The organism is Halomonas sp. McH1-25 (assembly GCF_022348165.1).
Classification (GTDB): Bacteria; Pseudomonadota; Gammaproteobacteria; order Pseudomonadales; family Halomonadaceae; genus Modicisalibacter.
The window spans coordinates 114,303-133,670 of the sequence record NZ_JAKRFI010000007.1 but is presented as its reverse complement, the minus strand read 5'-3'; the positions used below and the strand labels follow the sequence as shown (position 1 = coordinate 133,670).

The window sequence follows — 19,368 nt, the reverse complement described above, 5'->3', positions numbered from 1 at the left end:
CTGGCATTGCCAATCACTGTATGGCTAGACAGTATTATGACGAAAAATTCGCCATTCGCCTACTCCTCGGCAAGGATAAATATGCCCCATTCCGAACCGCTCACGCCTCCTCCAGCCAGCGGATCAATCCTTGGAGGGCAACGCGTACCGCCTGTTCGCGAACAGCCCGGCGATCGCCATCGAAACGCTGGCATTCGGCCTGCTGCGTCTGCACGTTTCCCCAGGCAAACCACACCGTTCCCACCGGCTTTTGCGCACTGCCACCACCGGGCCCGGCCACACCGCTGATCGCCACGCCGACATCGGCGCCGCTCTCGCGACAGGCCCCGGCAACCATCGCCATCACCGTCTCGCGGCTAACGGCGCCGTAGGCATCAAGGGTCGCCTGCGGCACGTTCAGCAGCCGGATCTTGGCGGCATTGGAGTAGGTTACGTAGCCGGTCTCGAAGTACTCGGAGCTGCCCGCGATGTCGGTGATCGCGCAGGCGACCCCCCCGCCGGTACACGATTCGGCGGTGGTCACCGACCGACGCCGCGCCAGGCAGGCGTGCTGCAGACGCTCGCTAAGGACTTGCAGTTCGGCGTCAGGGGAAGCGTCGTTTGGGGTCACGTAGGCTCCTCACCAGAAACATCTATCCCCGCAGCTTAACAGAAGCCATGGCCCTTGGAAGAAACCCCCGCGCCTTCAGTTCTCCGATGCAGCCTGCGCCCGCGATTCGTCGAGCACCTGCCGGCAGCCAGGACCAACACCTTCGCCCAGCCCCGGCTCCACCCAGGGCAGAACCGCCAGCGGCGGCGCTACCACGGCACCCAGCACTGAGAGTACGCCTCGTGCGATCAGCTCACGGGACACCACGCCGATCTGCGGCGAAGTGATGGGCCCCTGGACCCTGATCGGTGAGTCGGAGGCCAGCAGGCTGGGATCCTTGGGATGCGCCTCGAAGACCAGCTCCAGGCGTTCACGATCCAGATCGATTTCCCCCCCGCCGGTGATGTTCGAATCGACGGTACTGATGAAGAACTGCTCGACCGCGGCAATGCCGCTGTCGGCAGCCAGCCGAGTATAGGCACACTGCATGGGCACCTTGTCGGCATCGGCCAAGGCAGCGATCAACCCTTCGCCCACATCGAGCCCCACACCTTCCATCAGCAGCATGTCCAGGCGTCCTCCGGACATCGCCATTTCCAGCCGGCCATCGAGGCTCGCCATGAGCTCGTCCATTGAGTCACCGGCAAAACGCACCTGCCCCTGGCCTCCCAGCGTGCCTGCGGAGTCTTCGGCGATTTCCGGCGCGCCGGCACGGCGCAAGATGGGCTTGAGATTGACCTGACGGGCCGACAGGTCGAGACTGCCATCCAGCACTTGACCATGGGCATCCAGCCGTAGCTGGGCGAGGACGGTGCCGCCCCCAAGCCCCATGCGCAGCGGCTCGAGTGTCAGCACGCCATTTTCCAGGCTCAGGTCCAGCGACACGTTCGACAGCGGGACGTATTCGGAATCGACATTGTCCGCACTGTAACGCACCTCGGCGTCCATATTGCGCAGCCCCTGAAGATTCCATTCGCGATCGGGGAACAGCCCTTGACGCTCTTCTTCCTGGAGGGCCCGTGCCTGCTGGGCGGGTGACGCCGCTTCTCCGCTGCCCGTTTCAGGCGGACTGCCGGTGAGCGGCGCCAGATCGTCGAGGTCCAGCTGCTGTGAGTGAAGCGTCGCCCACAGCATGTTGCGTTCACCCAGGCGCAGGCGAACGTCACCACTGACATCACTGTCGCCGAACGTACCGTCGAGGTTCAGCATGCGAACCAGATCGTCCCTGACTCTCAGTTCGCCTTGCAGTTCATAGGGCGGCAAGGCGGGCAGGTTCAGCTCGGTCAGTGCGTTCAGACGGGCCGGGTTGGGCCCCGACAGTTCGAACGCGGTCTGGATGCGGCCAAGTTCCAGCGGTTTCTCGATCGTGCCGTCCACGATCAACCTGGATCGATCGGAGGTAATTTGTCCCTGGACGGGATAGGGCTTGTCGGGGTCGCGCAGGTTGAGCAAGGGCCCGACCTGCAGGTCGTATTCGAAGGATTCGCCGTTGTGCCGTCCGTAGCCCTGCAGACGTACCCCAGGCACCGAAGCCCCCGCCAGCTCGATGGTATCGGCGTTGATGTGCAGAAACAGGTCCTGCGAGGGCAGGCGATAGTCGAGCGTGGTATCGTCCGCCACCAATTCGCCGTCCTCGAGTCGCACATGCAGGCGACCGTCCAACATGCCCAGGTCGCCGCTGCCCAACGGCGCCAGCGCCTCGCCCAGGTCGAACCGGGACAGCTGCGCATCGATGTCGCCGCTCAGCGTCTGCGCCTGGATATTCAGTACGCCCTGGGCCGTCAGCGCCCCCCGGTCCTGGTCCAGATGCAGGTTCTGTACATCCAGCCGGCCCGCCTCGAGACTGCCCTGCAACGCCACGTTGCGCAGCTGGGTATTGCCATAGCTCAACCGACCTATCGATAAGTCGGCCTGTGCATTGAAACGCCGCAGCGGCTCGAGCCCTTCCGCCAGATCGCGGTCCCAGGCGGCACTGTCTCCCGGCGTCTCACCATCCTCGGCTGTTTCTTCATCGGCCCCCTGCGTCACGCCCAGCTGCGCCAGGTCCAGATGATCGATGTCGAGCTGCGCATCGATCGTCGGGCGATTGCCCCGCTCTGCGGCGTTGGGTGGCAACTGCAGGCCAAGTTTCCCATTCCACGTTCCCAGACCGCCGTAGCCCAGCGGGGCCAGCGCCTGGTCCATGTCGACCTGGGACAGCTGAGCCTCGAGGTCGGCGGTCAGTGTCTTTTCGCGAATATCGACCTGGCCCTGTGCCGTCAGCTCGCCCTGATCCTGGGTCGCATGCAGGCGTTCTATGTCTACCGTGCCTGCATCGAGGCTACCCTGCAGCGCGATATCATTGAGTTGGGAGTCGCCATAACTCAGCCGGTCGACCGTGAGATCGACCTGCGCATCGACACGCCGCAGCGGAGCAAGCTGCTCTGCCAACTGGCGGTCCCAGGCCATCTCTTCCTGCGAATCGCCTGACGCCGCCGACTGGTCGTCCTGCGGCAGGACGCCCAGTTGCGTCAGGTTGAGATGGCCGATATCGAGCTGCGCGCTGATCTGAGGCCGATTGCCCGGCTCTGCGGCATTGGCCGGCAACTGCAGGTCGAGCTGCCCATCCCAAGTGCCCAGTCCGTCATAGCCCAGCGGAGCCAGGGCTGCGTCCATGTCGAGCTGTGAAAGCTGCGCCTCGAGATCGGCGCTCAACGTGTCGTCGCGAATGTCGACCTGGCCCTGGGCCGTGAACTGCCCCTGGTCCTGGGCTTGATCCTGTGCGGCATGCAGTCGCTGAACGGTCAGCGTTCCCTGCTCCAGAGAGCCCTTCAGCGTCACGTCGTGCAGTGCGGTGTCGGCGTAGGCGAGGCGGCCGACCGCCAGATCGAACTGCGCATCGTAGTTCTGCAACGGGGCGAGTTTTTGCGCCAGTTGCTGGTCCCATGGGACCGATCGATCGGATGAGGTACTTTCCTGGTCCGCCGGTGCTTGCCCATCGGCACCGAGCAAGCCCCAGTGAGACAGATCGAGCCGGTCGGCTTGAAGCTGGGCGTCGATCTCGGGCCGTTCTCCCGCCAGGGAGACGCTGACCGAGCCTTGCACTTGAGTCTCGCCCAGGCGGGCCGTGGCGTCCTTGAACGACCACTGCCGATCCTGATGACTGATCCGGCCCTGCACGTCGAGCGAGGGTAGTTCCAGTTGGGGGCGACCGAGCATGGCGGCCAGGTTTGCCGTCTGAGGGGCGGACATAGCCAGCTGCCCCTCCAGACTGGCCGGCTGGGAAACATCGCGAAGACGGCCGTCGAAGCTCGCCTGCAACTGGCCGAGATGCCCCTGCAACGTGACCGGGTAAGCGTTGTCACCGCTGCCAGCCAAGGCCTCGGACGGCGAACCGCCATGGCCACTGAGTTCGAGCGGCAGCCCCTGAAAGCGCCCCTGCGCCTCGATCATCAGCTCGCGTGAACCGCCATCGCCGCTACGGGTATGGAAATCCACGCTCAGATCCGCCTCCAGGTTGGGATCCCGGTAGGTCAGGTGCCCATCGTCAACCCTGACGATGTCGGGACTGATACCCAGCCCGCCACCGCTTTGCTGATCCTGATTGTCGGTCAACGCCCCCCAGTTCGAGGTGCCATCCTCGCGCCTGGCCAGATGAATCACCGGCTGGCTCAGTCCGAGCCGTTGCAGCTCGATCTGCCCCGTCAGTAACGCCCCGGGATTCACCGCAACCTCCAGCGCCTCGATATCCACCATCCGGTCGTGCGGTGCCCAATCGGGGTTGGCAATGGTAATCTCCTCGAGATGCGCCGTCAGCGGCCAGCCCCAGTCGATATTCAGGCTGCCGATCTCGACGTTGCGCCCATTCAAACGCTGGCTGACTTGATCTTCCAGCCATGCGCGGGCCCACTGCGATTCGAGCAGAAACATGCCGGCCACCAACAACACCACGATGCAGGCCAGCGTCACGAGAATACGTCGAGCTGCCTTAGCCACGTCCACTCCCTGGGTCGGTTACCTGCGAGTCAGTCGCTCCCTCTGTCGTCCTGATCACGGAGGGCGTCCCTACGAGCGTAGACGACATAACCATGACGGACAGGTGCATGTCGGCCTGTCGGCCCCTGACCGGACTGCGATAGAATGTCCAGCCAGCAACGCCCCAGGGCGACCCAGCCCACTGTCATACGGGAAATGCGAAATCTCATGCAAGACGCGGTCGAGACGAAAAGCCCCCAGCACACGCCGATGATGGCGCAGTATCTGAAGATCAAGCGCGAGCATCCCGAGGTGCTGCTCTTCTACCGCATGGGCGACTTCTACGAGCTGTTCTACGACGACGCCCGTCGTGCCGCACAGTTGCTCGACATCACCCTGACCCAGCGCGGCCAGTCGGGCGGCAAGCCGATCCCCATGGCCGGCGTGCCCTATCACAGTGCCGAGGGTTACCTGGCGCGACTGGTGCGTGCCGGCGAATCGGTGGCGATCTGCGAGCAGATCGGCGACCCGGCAACCAGCAAGGGACCGGTGGAGCGCAAGGTGGTGCGCATCGTCACGCCCGGCACGCTGCATGACGAGGCACTGCTCGATGCGAAGCGCGACAATCTGTTGCTCGCCCTGCACTGCCAGGGCGAGCGCTGGGGCCTGGCCTGGCTGGAACTGTCCAGTGGCCGCTTCAGTGTGCTGGAGGTCGACGGCGAGGCGGACATGCTCGCCGAGGTCCACCGCCTGGCGCCGGCGGAGCTGCTGATCGCCGAAGGGCTTGAGCTGGCACCGGCGCTGTCCGACCGTGCCGGACTCAAGCGTCAGAGCGAATGGCTGTTCGATCTGGAGACCTCGAATCGCCTGCTCTGCGACCAGTTCGGCGTCGCCGATCTGCGCGGCTTTGGCTGTGCCCATCTGGCATGCGCGATCACTGCGGCGGGCGTACTGATCGACTACGCCCGCGACACCCAGCGCTCGCGTCTGCCGCATGTCACCGCCCTGGGAGTGGAAAGTCGCGACGACGCGGTGGTCATCGATGCCGCCAGCCGCCGCAATCTGGAAATCGACACCAACCTCGGCGGTAGCGGCGACAACACCCTGGCCAGCGTGCTCGACACGACAGCCACGGCGATGGGCTCGCGCCTGCTCAAGCGCTGGCTCAACCGGCCGCTGCGCAACCGCGAGCAGGTCGCCGCCCGCCAGGCCGCCGTGCAGCTATTGCTGGCTCAGGAAGGTTTCATTGCGCTGCGTGACATGCTCAAGCAGATCGGCGACGTGGAGCGCATCCTGGCGCGGGTCGCCCTGCGCAGTGCACGGCCGCGCGATCTGGCACGCCTGCGCGATGCCCTCAACGCGCTGCCGGAGCTGCAACGCGAACTGGATGAACTCGACGAAGGCACCGCCCTGGACGAGTTGCGTCGCCATGTACGCCCCTACCCCGAGCTGGCCGAGACGCTGACCCGTGCACTGGTCGACAACCCCCCCGTGGTGATCCGCGACGGCGGCGTGATCGCCGAGGGCTTCGACGACGAGCTCGACGAATACCGCGGCCTGGCCGAGCACGCCGGCGATTATCTGGTCAAGCTGGAGACCCGCGAGCGCGAGCGTACCGGGCTGTCCGGGCTCAAGGTCGGCTACAACCGGGTGCACGGTTACTACATCGAGATTCCTCGTGCCCAGGCCCGCGAGGTGCCGGCCGACTATATCCGTCGTCAGACGCTGAAGAATGCCGAGCGTTTCATCATCCCCGAGCTCAAGGAGTTCGAGGACAAGGCGCTGTCGGCCAAGTCGCGTGCCCTGGCCCGGGAAAAGCTGCTCTACGAGAGCCTGATCGACACACTCAACGCCGAACTCGGTGCCCTGCAGGCCACCGGACGTTCGCTGGCCGCCCTCGACGTGCTGGCGGCCTTCGCCGAGCGCGCCCAGGCGCTGGACTTCGTACGCCCGCAACTGCTCGACACGCCGGGACTTTGCATCGAGGGCGGGCGCCACCCGGTCGTCGAACACGTCAGCGACCGGCCGTTCGTGCCCAACGACCTTAAGCTCGACCCGAGCCGCCACATGCTGGTGATCACCGGCCCCAACATGGGCGGCAAATCCACCTACATGCGCCAGGCCGCGCTGATTGCGCTGCTCGCCCATTGCGGCAGCTTCGTGCCCGCCGACCGCGCCGAGATCGGCCCGCTGGATCGCATTTTCACGCGCATCGGTTCCAGCGACGACCTGGCCGGGGGCCGCTCGACCTTCATGGTCGAAATGACCGAGACGGCCAGCATCCTGCACAACGCCACCCAGCAAAGCCTGGTGCTGATGGACGAAATCGGCCGCGGCACCAGCACCTTCGACGGCCTGTCGCTGGCCTGGGCCAGTGCCGAGCACCTGGCCCGCGTGAAGGCCTTTACGCTATTCGCCACGCACTACTTCGAGATGACTGCCCTGGCCGAACAGATGGACGGCGTGGTCAATGTTCACCTGACGGCGGCCGAGCATCGCGACGGCATCGTCTTCATGCACCGGGTCGAGGACGGGCCGGCCAGCCAGAGCTACGGCCTGCAGGTAGCGCAGTTGGCCGGCGTACCGCAGCCGGTGATCGCCCGAGCCCGAGAGAAACTGGCGGGCCTCGAGCAGCAGGAGGTCGACCAGGGCCAACGCAAGTCGGACCTTCGCGAGCCATCGACCGGCCCGGCCCCCCAGCAGCCCGACCTGTTCGCCACTGCTCCCCATCCGGTCATCGAGGAACTGACGGGGCTTGCACTCGACGAACTGACTCCACGCCAGGCGCTGGAACTGCTTTACCGTTGGCGCGAGAACGTCTAGGCGTGTAGGGGGTAGGCTATTTCCTCATGCCCAAACGTTCATAGCGCTGGCTTGCCGATGGATAGGCGGGGCCTCTAGAATGGCTTCCATTTTAGAATTAAGCCTTATATAGGCTTGACGACTTATAACCTAGCTGATGAGGTCCCGGCGCCCGCTGCACCGGAGCACCAAGATTGAGGGAGACACCCCATGACGTTCGTCGTCACCGAAAACTGCATTCGCTGCAAGTACACCGATTGCGTCGAGGTCTGTCCGGTCGACTGTTTTTACGAAGGGCCGAACTTCCTGGTCATCCATCCCGACGAATGCATCGATTGTGCCCTGTGCGAGCCTGAGTGTCCCGCCGAGGCCATTTTCTCGGAAGACGAACTACCGGACGGCCAGAAAGAGTTCATCGAGATCAACGCCGAGCTTTCCGAGGTCTGGCCCAATATCACCGAGAAGAAGGATCCGCTGCCGGAAGCCGAGGAGTGGGACGGCAAGACGGACAAGCTAAAGTATCTCGAGCGCTAATCGGGGACACCGATAGCCACTTCCCGGAGCGCCACTCAGCGAGCGCTCCGCGAGTACCGCATAAAGCGTCAGCATAAAAAAGGCGGCCCGTAGGCCGCCTGCTTCCCTCTTGTCCTTGGACACTTCCTTTTGTCCGAAATCCTGTGGCTCTATTCCCTGTCCGGAAGCCGCCTCCCCGAGGCACCGAACGAGCCTTATGCTGTATCCCGTAGCATCCTGCCGGTCGTGGGCGAGCCCACTCTCCAAATCCCGGGAGCATTGTCTCAACCTCCTGCGTTTCCGCAAAGGGGTCCCCTTATCCGCCACGTAGGCTCATCGATTTTAGCTGCTTATTTTATGACTTATAAAACAGCAGGTTAATGAAAAACCAGTCGCCAATTCGCAGCGCACTGGCATTTTTCGTCTACAAAAGCGACCGCATGTCGTAGGTAATTTCTTACAAAACTTGAAGACATTATCGCCAAGGGGAGTATATGGCGGGTAAACAGGCGAGTAGCGGGGAAAGGGGTAGGTAGAGGAAGAGCGCCGCGACGCCGGACACACCGGCGCCGCAGACGGTCTGGGCTCAGACGAACTCAGCCCTGGCCCTTGATGGCCTTGAGGCCGGGGTAGACGGCCTTGTCGCCGAGTTCCTGCTCGATGACCAGCAGGCGGTTGTACTTGGCGATGCGATCCGAGCGGCTCAACGAGCCGGTCTTGATCTGCCCGGCTGACGTCGCCACGGCCAGGTCGGCAATGGTGGTGTCCTCGGTCTCGCCGCTGCGATGCGAGATCACTGCAGTGAAACCGGCGTCCTGGGCCATTCTGATGGCATCCAGGGTCTCGGACAGCGAGCCGATCTGGTTGAACTTGATCAGGATAGAGTTGCCGATGGACTCGTCGATGCCACGCTTGAGAATGCGCGTGTTGGTCACGAACAGGTCGTCGCCGACCAGCTGCACGCGGTCGCCGAGCTTCTCGGTCAGCAGCTTCCAGCCGTCCCAGTCGGACTCGTCCATGCCATCCTCGATGGACACGATCGGATACTGCGAGACCAGCTCGGCCAGGTAATCGACAAAACCGGCCGCGTCATAGCGCTTGCCTTCACCGGCCAGATTGTACTCGCCGTTCTCGAAAAACTCGGAGGAGGCGCAGTCGAGCGCCAGGGTGATGTCCTTGCCCAGCGTATAGCCGGCATCGGCGATCGCCTGCTTGATGACCGCCAGCGCCTCGGCATTGGAGTCCAGGTTCGGCGCGAAGCCGCCCTCGTCGCCCACCGAGGTGGCCAGGCCGCGCGATGCCAGCACCTTCTTCAGGGCGTGGAACACCTCGGCGCCCATGCGCAGCGCCTCGCGGAAGGTCGGCGCGCCCACCGGCTGGATCATGAACTCCTGCATGTCGACGTTGTTGTCGGCATGCTCGCCGCCGTTGATGATGTTCATCATCGGCACCGGCATGGTGTACTTGCCCGGCTGACCGTAGAGTTCGGCGATATGCGCATAGAGCGGCACGCCCTTCTCGGCAGCGGCGGCCTTGGCGGCGGCCAGCGACACGGCGAGGATGGCGTTGGCGCCGAGATTCGCCTTGTTGTCGGTGCCATCGAGATCGAGCATGGCCTGGTCCAGTGCCCGCTGATCGTTGGCGTCCATGCCTTTCAGACGATCGCGAATCTTGCCGTTGACGGCCTCGACCGCCTTGAGCACACCCTTGCCCAGATAGCGCGACTTGTCGCCGTCACGCAGTTCCAGCGCCTCGCGGGAACCGGTGGATGCCCCGGACGGGGCGCAGGCGCTGCCATGCGCGCCGCTGGCCAGAATCACATCGGCCTGCACGGTGGGGTTGCCACGCGAGTCGAGGACTTCAAGAGCGCGGATGTCGACGATTTCTGCCATGTCGTATCTTCCTTAATCGGTTGTGGTTGGGCAAAGTCGCGTTATTGAACTTCAACTTCCGGGAAATCCTTGACCAGGGCGTCGAGCTGTTTCAACTGACTCAGAAACGGCTCGAGCTTGTCCAGCGGCAAGGCACAGGGCCCATCGCACAATGCCTTGTCCGGATCGGGATGCGCTTCCAGAAACAGCCCGGCCAGCCCGACCGCGACACCGGCGCGGGCCAGTTCGAAGACCTGGGCGCGACGGCCATCGGCACTGTCGGCGCGTCCGCCGGGGCGTTGCAGCGAATGAGTGACGTCGAAGATTACCGGATATCCGGTCTGCTTCATCTCACCGAAACCGAGCATGTCGACGACGAGGTTGTTGTAGCCGAAGCTCGAGCCACGTTCGCAGAGAATGATCCGATCGTTGCCGGCCTCGCGGCACTTGGCAACGATATGGTGCATTTCATGGGGGGCAACGAACTGTGGCTTCTTGACGTTGATCACCGCGCCGGTGGCGGCCATGGCGACGACCAGGTCGGTCTGACGGGCAAGAAAGGCGGGCAGTTGGATGACGTCGGCGACCTCGGCCGCAGGCGCGGCCTGCCAGGGCTCGTGAACATCGGTGATCACCGGCACGCCGAAACGCGACTTGACCTCGTCGAGAATCGCCAGGCCCTTGTCCAGGCCCGGACCGCGATAGGAATGGATGGAGCTGCGGTTGGCCTTGTCGAAGCTGGCCTTGAAGACGTAGGGAATCCCAAGCCTCGAACAGACGTCGACGTAGGTCTCGGCGACCTCGAGCGCCATTTCGCGGGATTCCAGCACGTTCATGCCGCCAAACAGCATCAGCGGCAATGAATTGCCGGCCCTGAGGCCGGCGAATTCGATGTTGCGTTGGGTGTCTGCCATGGCGTCGCTCCTGCGTGGCAACTCGACCTAGCCCTGGGTGCGCGACCGGGCCGCCTTGTGCTCCAGTGCCGCATTGACGAATCCCGAGAACAGCGGGTGGCCGTCACGCGGCGTGGAGGTGAATTCGGGGTGGAACTGACAGGCCACGAACCATGGATGGTCGGGCAGCTCGATCATCTCCACCAGGGAATTGTCGACGCTCTTGCCCGAGATCACCAGGCCGGCCTTCTCGAGATCGTCGACGAACTGGTTGTTGACCTCGAAGCGATGCCGATGGCGCTCGGTAATGTCTTCCAAGCCATAGGCCTGGTGCGCTCTGGAGCCCGACTTGAGGTGGCAGACCTGGCCGCCCAGGCGCATGGTGCCGCCCAGGTCGGTCGCCGCGTCGCGCAGCTCGATCTTGCCCTCGGCATTGACCCACTCGGTGATCAGCCCCACTACCGGGTGGCGAGTGTCGTGGGTGAACTCGGTGGAATTGGCGTCCTCCCAGCCGACCACGTGGCGTGCGTATTCAATCACCGCCACCTGCATGCCCAGGCAGATGCCCAGGTAGGGCACGCCCTGTTCACGCGCATAACGGGCCGTCATGATCTTGCCTTCCACGCCGCGCTCACCGAAGCCGCCGGGCACCAGGATCGCGTCCTTGCCGGCCAGGCGCTCGGTGCCGTGACGCTCGATGATCTCGGCGTCGATGTAATCGATGTTGATCTTGACCCGCGACTGAATGCCGGCGTGAATCAGCGCCTCGTTGAGCGACTTGTAGGCATCCAGCAGGTCCATGTACTTACCGACCATGGCGATATTGATCGACTTGAGCGGATTGAGCTTGGCGTCGAGGACGCGGATCCACTCGGAAAGATCGGCCGGCGGCGCATCGATGCGCAGCTTGTCGCAGACGATCTCGTCGAGGCCGAACTCATGCAGCATCAGCGGGATGCGGTAGATGGTGTCGGCATCCTGCAGCGGCACGACGGCACGCTCCTCGACGTTGGTGAACAGGGCGATCTTGCGCCGCTCGCTCTCCTCGAGCTCCACCTCGCTGCGGCAGATCAGGATGTCGGGCTGGATGCCGATCGAGCGCAATTCCTTGACGCTGTGCTGGGTCGGCTTGGTCTTGGTCTCGCCGGCCGTCTTGATGTAAGGCACCAGTGTCAGATGCATGAAGATCGCCCGGTTGGCCCCCACCTCGCTGCGCAATTGACGGATCGACTCGAGGAACGGCAGCGACTCGATGTCACCCACGGTGCCGCCGATTTCCACCAGCGCCACGTCGCAACCCTCACCACCCTCGATCACCCGGCGCTTGATCTCGTCGGTGATATGCGGGATCACCTGCACCGTACCGCCCAGGTAGTCGCCGCGGCGCTCCTTGCGCAGCACGTGCTCATAGACGCGCCCGGTGGTGAAGTTGTTGCCCTGGGTCATCTTGGTGCGAATGAAACGCTCGTAATGCCCCAGATCGAGGTCGGTTTCCGCGCCATCTTCGGTGACGAAGACCTCGCCGTGCTGGAACGGGCTCATGGTGCCCGGATCGACGTTGATGTACGGATCCAGCTTGAGAATGGTGACCTTGAGGCCGCGCGCCTCGAGAATCGCCGCCAGCGAGGCCGACGCAATGCCCTTGCCGAGAGAGGACACAACGCCGCCGGTCACGAAGATATATCGTGTCATGGAAAACCTGTCGAATCTGAACGGAAGGCCCTGGAGGGAACCGGGCCTGGATGGGACGCCAGGATAGCAGATTCGACCGGGGCGCTCAATTTTACGCCCGACTTCAGTGCCCTACGCAATACGCTACGTCGGCCGCCTACCACCACTGATCGATGGAATTGCCCAGCGGGTCGCGTTCGGGACGGGAAACCTGACGAATGCGCGCCACGGCGGCATCGTGCTCGGCCGGGTCGGCACGCAGCAGGTCGAGTTCGGTCTGGTCGGCGGGATAAGCCGCCAGCAGCAGGAAATCGTCGCTCGCCTCCAGCGAACAGTGGCCCGTCCCCGCCGGTAGCACCAGCGAATCGCCGGCACGAATTTCCACATCCTGACCGGATTCCCCGCCCAGGCGCAGCCGTCCCCAACCGGAGAGCGCACCGAACGCTTCGTGGGCGATCGAATGGTAGTGGTGGTAATCGTAGACACCGCCTCGCCAGCTCGGTGTCCAGCCGTTGGCAGTGAATATCGCCGAGAAGCGCTCGGCTATGGCCTCGCGATCGAGCGACTCATCCAGCCCCTGCGAACGGAACAGCAGGGTCGCCAAGCGCGTGTTGGGAATGCGACCGTCGTCATCGAAAGTCAGGCGCTCAGGGGTTACCGAGCCGTTGGTCCCACCTTGCAGGCCCAGTGCTGTCAATCGGTCGTTCATTGTCGCCTCCTTGGCTCCGAATGCCTGCCATCAGTCTAGACGAGGGCCGGGCCATAACGAAAACGCCCCGGCAGGGCCGGGGCGCAATAGGCTGGTCGGGCGTGTCAGACTTCCAGATAATCGAGAATGCCTTCGGCAGCCTGACGACCTTCGAACACGGCCGTGACCACCAGATCGGAGCCACGCACCATGTCGCCGCCGGCGAAGACCTTTTCGTTGGAGGTCTGGAAGGCGAACTTGCCCTTGTCGAGCTTGCCCTGCTCCTTGGCGATCACGCGGCCACGCTCGTCGACCTGGATTTCATGGGTATCGAACCAGGCGATCTCGCTGGGCTGGAAGCCGAAGGCGATGATCACCTCGTCGGCCGGTACGATCTCTTCGGAGCCCGGCACCACCTCGGCACGCTGACGTCCCTTCTCGTCGGGCTCGCCCATGCGGGTACGTACCAGCTTGACGCCTTCCACCTTGCCTTCGCCGACGATGGCCACCGGCTGACGATTGAACAGGAACTCGACGCCTTCCTCGCGGGCACTGGCCACTTCGCGCTTGGAGCCGGGCATGTTGGTCTCGTCGCGACGATAGGCGCAGGTCACGCTGGTCGCGCCCTGACGAATCGAGGTGCGGTTGCAGTCCATGGCGGTATCGCCGCCGCCCAGCACCACCACGCGCCGCCCCTTCATCGACACGTGCTCATCGGTCGCCACGTTGAAGCCGAGGTTGTGGTTGATGTTGTCGATCAGGAAGTCGAGCGCCTTGTGTACCTGGGGCAGGTTCTCGCCCGGGAAGCCGCCTTCCATGTACTTGTAGGTCCCCATGCCCATGAATACGGCGTCGTACTCGTCGAGCAACTCCTGGAACTGAATGTCGCGACCGATCTCGACATTGAGACGGAACTCGATGCCCATCTCCTCGAAAATGGCCCGACGACGCTGCATGACGTGCTTCTCGAGCTTGAACTCGGGAATGCCGAAGGTGATCAGACCGCCGATCTCGGGATAGCGATCGAAGACCACCGGCTTGACGCCGTTGCGCACCAGGATGTCGGCGCAGCCAAGCCCGGCCGGGCCGGCGCCAATTACCGCTACGCGCTTGTCGGTCCAGGCGACCTTGGACATGTCCGGCCGCCAGCCCATGGCGAAAGCAGTCTCGGAGATGTATTTCTCGATCGAGCCGATGGTCACCGCGCCGAAACCCTCGTTGAGGGTACAGGCGCCTTCGCACAGGCGCTCCTGCGGGCACACGCGGCCACACACCTCGGGCAGCGTGTTGGTACGGTGCGACATCTCCGCCGCGGCAAGGATGTTGCCCTGGCTGACCAGCTTCATCCAGTTGGGGATGTAGTTATGTACCGGGCATTTCCACTCACAATAGGGATTGCCGCAATCCAGGCAGCGGTGCGCCTGACTGGCCGCTTCCTGCGGGCGGAAGGGCTCGTAGATCTCGGTAAATTCCTTGGCGCGCAAGCGAGCGTCCTTCTTGGTACGGTCCTTGCGCGCAACATCGATGAACTGAAAATCGTTATTGAGACGGTTAGCCATGTTCGGTGACTCCTCTTACTCGGGCCGACGACGGGACTCGGCGAGCAGACTGTTGAGGCTCGCTGCCTTGGGCTTTACCAGCCAGAAATGGCGGATGTAGTCGGAGAAATTGCTCAGAATCTCCTGGCCCCGTGCCGACTGGGTCTCGGCGACATATTCCTGGATCACTTCACGCAGGTGGCGCCGATACGCTTCCATGGCCTCGGTGTTGACGCGGTGGATCTCGACCAGCTCGTGGTTATAGCGGTCGACGAAGGTGCGATCCTGATCGAGCACATAGGCGAAACCGCCGGTCATGCCCGCACCGAAGTTGAGTCCGGTATCGCCAAGCACGCAGACCAGGCCACCAGTCATGTACTCGCAGCAGTGATCGCCGGCACCCTCGATGACCGCATGCGCACCTGAGTTGCGTACCGCAAAACGTTCACCGGCCGTTCCTGCGGCAAACAACTTGCCGCCGGTCGCCCCGTACAGGCAGGTGTTGCCGATGATCGCCGTCTTATGGCTTTCGAAACGGCTGCCCTGAGGCGGCGTGATGACGATTTTGCCGCCATTCATGCCCTTGCCGACGTAATCGTTGGCGTCGCCCTCAAGGTAAAGGTTGATACCGCGTGCATTCCAAACACCAAAGCTCTGCCCCGCCACGCCGGTCAGGCGCAGCGTTACCGGGGCATCTTCCAGGCCGGGCTCGCCATAGCGCTTGGCAACCTCACCGGAGACGCGTGCCGGTACCGAGCGGTCACAGTTGCTGATGCGGAACGTGAACTCACCGCCGCGCTTGTTCTCGATGGCCTCGCGCAGCACATCGAGGATTTCCTCGTTCTTGGTCGCCAGGTCGTGCGGCATGTTGCGCTTGACCTCACAGAAGCGCGGCGCATCCGCCGGCACCCAGTCGTTGTCGAGCAGCGAGTCGAGCACGAGCTTCTGCTGCGAACTGGTTTCGCCCTCGATCTTCTCGAGCAGATCGGTGCGCCCGATGAGATCGGTGAGCTTGCGTACGCCGAGCAGCGCCATGAGTTCGCGGACTTCCTCGGCGACGAAGCGGAAGTAGTTCTTGACCATGTCGACCGTGCCGCGGAAATGCTCGTCGCGCAGATAATCGTTCTGCGTCGCGACACCGGTGGCACAGTTGTTGAGGTGGCAGATGCGCAGGTAGATACAGCCCAGCGAGACCATCGGCGCGGTACCGAAGCCGAAGCTCTCGGCGCCGAGAATCGCCGCCTTGACCACATCGAGGCCGGTTTTCAAACCACCGTCGGTCTGCAGGCGAATCTTGTCGCGCAGGCCATTGATGCGCAGCGCCTGGTGCACTTCGGGCAGACCCAGCTCCCACGGACTGCCGGCATGCTTGATCGAGGTCAGCGGGCTGGCTGCGGTGCCGCCGTCGTAACCGGCAACGGTGATCAGGTCGGCATAGGCCTTTGCCACACCGGTGGCAATGGTGCCGATGCCGGGCTCGGAGACCAGCTTCACCGACACCAGCGCGTCCTGGTTGACCTGCTTGAGGTCGAAGATCAGCTGCGCCAGGTCCTCGATGGAATAGATGTCGTGATGCGGCGGCGGCGAGATCAGTGTCACGCCGGGGACCGCATAGCGCAATCGCGCGATCAGGCCATTGACCTTGCTGCCGGGTAACTGGCCGCCTTCGCCGGGCTTGGCACCCTGGGCGACCTTGATCTGCAACACCTCGGCATTGGCCAGATAGGCAGGCGTCACACCGAAACGCCCGGAGGCGATCTGCTTGATCTTGGAGCTACGAATGGTGCCGTAGCGTGCCGGATCCTCGCCGCCCTCACCGGAGTTGGAGCGCCCGCCGGTCTCGTTCATGGCCTGAGCCAGCGCCTCGTGAGCCTCGGGCGACAGGGCGCCCAGCGACATGCCGGCACTGTCGAAGCGCGGAATCAGGTCCTCGACCGCCTCGATCTCGTCCAGCGGCAGTGGCTCCACGGCCGGCTTGAGCTTGAGCAGGTCGCGAATGGTCGCTACCGGACGTTCATTGACCAGGCGGGCGAATTCCTTCCACTTGCCGTAGTCGCCCTGCTGCACCGCCGCCTGCAAGGCGCGCACGACGTCCGGGTTGAAGGCGTGGTACTCATAGCCGTACACGTACTTGTAGAGGCCGCCCTGGCGCAGGCCCTTGCGCGGAATCCAAGCGTCGCGGGCCAGCAGCTCCTGCTGCAACTGCAGTTCGGCAAAGCCGGTCCCCTCGATGCGCGAAGCCATTCCCGGGAAGCACAGCTCCATCACTTCGGACGACAGACCCACCGCCTCGAACAACTGGGCGCCGCGGTAGGAGGCGATATGCGAGATTCCCATCTTGGAGAGAATCTTGTAGAGCCCCTTCTGCATGCCCTTGCGGTAGTTCTCGCGGGAGTCCGCCGGATCGCCGAGCAGGTCGCCGGTGCGGTGCATGTCGGCCATGACCTGGTAGGCAAGGTACGGGTAGATAGCCGTCGCACCGACACCGAACAGCACGGCCATCTGGTGCGAGTCGCGGGCATAGCCGGTTTCCACGATCAGGTTGACGTGGGTGCGCAACCCCTTGCGACCGAGGTAGTGGTGCACGGCACCCACGGCCAGCGCGGGATGGATGGACAATTGTCCCTTGGCCAGGCCGCAATCGGACAGCACCAGCACGACCTTGCCGTTGCGGGCGGCCTGTTCGGCCTGCTGGCAAAGCGCCACGATGGCCTGCTTGAGGCCGGTCGTCTCGGGATCGTAGGCCAGGGTCAGCGTTTCGCTGGCGAACGCCGGATCGTCATGCGTGGTCAGCGCCGTGAACTTGCGCGGCGAGAGCACCGGCGTAGTCAGGATCAGGCGGTGCGCATGCTCGGGCGTGGCATTGAAAACGTTACGCTCGGCGCCCAAACAGGTTTCCAGCGACATTACGATCGCTTCGCGCAGCGGATCGATCGGCGGGTTGGTGACCTGGGCGAATTTCTGGCGGAAGTAGTCGGTCAGCATACGCGGCTGACGCGACAGCACGGCCATGGGCGTGTCGTCGCCCATCGAGCCTACGGCCTCCTGACCGGTCTCGGCCAACACGTGCAGGATCTGGTCCCGTTCCTCGTTGGAAACCAGGAACATCTTCTGATAGACCGCGAGTTCGTCGGGCTCCATCGGCTGGAAACGCGCCAGCTCGGTCAGCGACGACTCGAGATAGTTGGCGTTCTCGTTGAGCCAGCGCTTGTAGGGATAGGCTGACCGGAGACGCTCATCGATATCGCTGGTGTGCAGCACTTCACCGGTGTGAGTGTCGACGGACAGAATCTGTCCCGGCCCGATACGCCCCTTGGCCACTACGCTTTCGGGGGAGTAGCCCCACACACCGATCTCGGACGCGACCGTGATATAGCCGTTATCGGTAATCACCCAGCGCGCCGGACGCAGACCGTTGCGATCGAGCATACACACGGCATGGCGACCGTCGGTCACCACGATGCCGGCCGGGCCATCCCAAGCCTCCATGTGCATGGAGTTGTATTCGTAGAAGGCCCGCAGGTCGGCATCCATGGTCTCGACGTTCTGCCAGGCCGGCGGCACCATCAGGCGCACGGCACGGTAGAGCTCCATGCCGCCGGTCAGCAGGATCTCGAGCATGTTGTCCATGCTCGATGAGTCGGACCCGTCAGTGTTGACCACTTCGTCGAGCTCACCGATGTCGGGCAGCAGCTCGGAGACGAAGTTCTCCTTGCGCGCATTGGCCCAATTGCGGTTGGCTTCGATGGTGTTGATTTCGCCGTTGTGGGCGAGATAACGAAACGGCTGAGCCAGCGGCCAGCGCGGCGCGGTGTTGGTCGAGAAGCGCTGGTGGTAAACGGCGATGGAGATTTCCATGCGCTCGTCGCCGAAGTCCAGATAGAACGTCGGCAGGTCCTCGGGCATCATCAGTCCCTTGTAGGAGATGACCTTGGTGGACAGCGAGCTTACATAAAAATCTTCTTCGTGCTTGAGACGCTGTTCGGCGATACGGCGCGCCATGAACAGATCGACGTTGAACAGGTGACTTTCGCTGCGCTGGGCGTCGCCCGGCTCGACGAAAATCTGACGAATGCGCGGCTGGCAGGCCAGGGCGATGGACCCGCAGACACTGGAATCGTGGGGCACGGCACGCCAGCCGCGCACCTTGAGGCCACGCTCTGACAGTGTGCTTTCCAGCACATCGCGCGCATGGGCTTCGCGAGTATCTTCATCGGGCAGGAATACACTGCCCACGGCATATTGTTCGCCCAGTTCGAAGCCCAGTTCATCGCGGGCTACCGCGCGCATGAAGGCATCGGGCATGGAAAGCAGCAGGCCACAGCCGTCACCGGTCTTGCCATCCGAGTTGATGCCGCCACGGTGAGTCATGCAGGTCAGCGACTCGATGGCGGTCTTCAGCAGGTCATGACTGGCCTGCCCTTCCATATGGGCTATCAGGCCAAAGCCACAGTTGTCGCGAAACTCACCAGGCTGGTGGAGACCTCTCATCATTGGGCGTGCCTCACAGAATGCAGAAACTTGTGTCCAGAAAGAAGGCGGGGTACACTAGTCGGTTAGCTTTATTTTATTGCGGCGTTTAACAGCCGTCTTTCTGATGTCAAAAGGCCGACCAGCATAGCCACGCCGGTCGCCCAAAGCAATTCCCCGCCCCATCTTTCACCCAAGAAATCGTTGCAAAATCGCGCCGTTAGCTTCTCGATCCAGCCAAAACCATAGCCCGTTCAAAGAGTTAGCCCAACGTGGCTAAAAGCGGCATTGTCTACAACTTTAGTTGAGTTCAACGACACCAAGTCATGCCGATCGTGCATAAGACATGCGAATCGTGCAGCTTCACGCCACCTTTTGG

The 19,368-nt window shown here is 63.3% G+C and carries 10 protein-coding genes; 2 read left to right on the top strand and 8 right to left on the bottom strand.

Annotation, left to right across the window (positions count from 1 at the left end):
- Nucleotides 1-100: 100 nt before the first annotated feature.
- Both MHM84_RS16855 and MHM84_RS21595 read right to left on the bottom strand, forming a co-directional pair.
- Nucleotides 101-610, bottom strand: coding sequence for a CinA family protein (locus MHM84_RS16855; RefSeq protein ID WP_239267504.1), 510 nt, complete (start codon nt 608-610; stop codon nt 101-103).
- 75 nt (nt 611-685) lie between these two features.
- The gene (locus tag MHM84_RS21595) at nt 686-4,564 is read right to left on the bottom strand and encodes an AsmA family protein (protein WP_239267503.1); all 3,879 of its coding nucleotides are present in this window, start codon (nt 4,562-4,564) and stop codon (nt 686-688) included.
- Nucleotides 4,565-4,771: 207 nt separating this feature from the next.
- Here MHM84_RS21595 and mutS point away from each other — a divergent pair, with 207 nt between their 5' ends.
- The gene (gene mutS / locus MHM84_RS16845; RefSeq protein WP_239267502.1) at nt 4,772-7,366 is read left to right on the top strand and encodes a DNA mismatch repair protein MutS; all 2,595 of its coding nucleotides are present in this window, start codon (nt 4,772-4,774) and stop codon (nt 7,364-7,366) included.
- A 189-nt stretch (nt 7,367-7,555) separates the two neighbouring features.
- A complete protein-coding gene (gene fdxA / locus MHM84_RS16840; protein WP_239267501.1) occupies nt 7,556-7,879 on the top strand; it encodes a ferredoxin FdxA in 324 nt (107 codons plus the stop codon).
- 575 nt (nt 7,880-8,454) lie between these two features.
- Here fdxA and eno read toward each other — a convergent pair.
- The 6 genes from eno to gltB all read right to left on the bottom strand — a co-directional run bounded on the left by eno (nt 8,455) and on the right by gltB (nt 19,013).
- Nucleotides 8,455-9,750 (bottom strand): phosphopyruvate hydratase, encoded by a 1,296-nt coding sequence (gene eno / locus MHM84_RS16835; RefSeq protein ID WP_239267500.1) that lies wholly within the window; start codon nt 9,748-9,750, stop codon nt 8,455-8,457.
- A 41-nt stretch (nt 9,751-9,791) separates the two neighbouring features.
- Nucleotides 9,792-10,643, bottom strand: a complete 852-nt coding sequence (gene kdsA, locus MHM84_RS16830; RefSeq protein ID WP_239267499.1) for a 3-deoxy-8-phosphooctulonate synthase — start codon at nt 10,641-10,643, stop codon at nt 9,792-9,794.
- A gap of 27 nt (nt 10,644-10,670) precedes the next feature.
- Nucleotides 10,671-12,314 (bottom strand): CTP synthase, encoded by a 1,644-nt coding sequence (locus MHM84_RS16825; protein ID WP_239267498.1) that lies wholly within the window; start codon nt 12,312-12,314, stop codon nt 10,671-10,673.
- Between the two features lie 136 nt (nt 12,315-12,450).
- On the bottom strand, nt 12,451-13,002 hold the full coding sequence (locus MHM84_RS16820; protein ID WP_239267497.1) for a cupin domain-containing protein: 552 nt from the start codon (nt 13,000-13,002) through the stop codon (nt 12,451-12,453).
- A 104-nt stretch (nt 13,003-13,106) separates the two neighbouring features.
- Entirely contained in the window at nt 13,107-14,540 is a 1,434-nt protein-coding gene (locus MHM84_RS16815; RefSeq protein WP_239267496.1) for an FAD-dependent oxidoreductase, read from the bottom strand.
- 15 nt (nt 14,541-14,555) lie between these two features.
- The gene (gene gltB / locus MHM84_RS16810; protein WP_239267495.1) at nt 14,556-19,013 is read right to left on the bottom strand and encodes a glutamate synthase large subunit; all 4,458 of its coding nucleotides are present in this window, start codon (nt 19,011-19,013) and stop codon (nt 14,556-14,558) included.
- Nucleotides 19,014-19,368 lie beyond the last annotated feature (355 nt).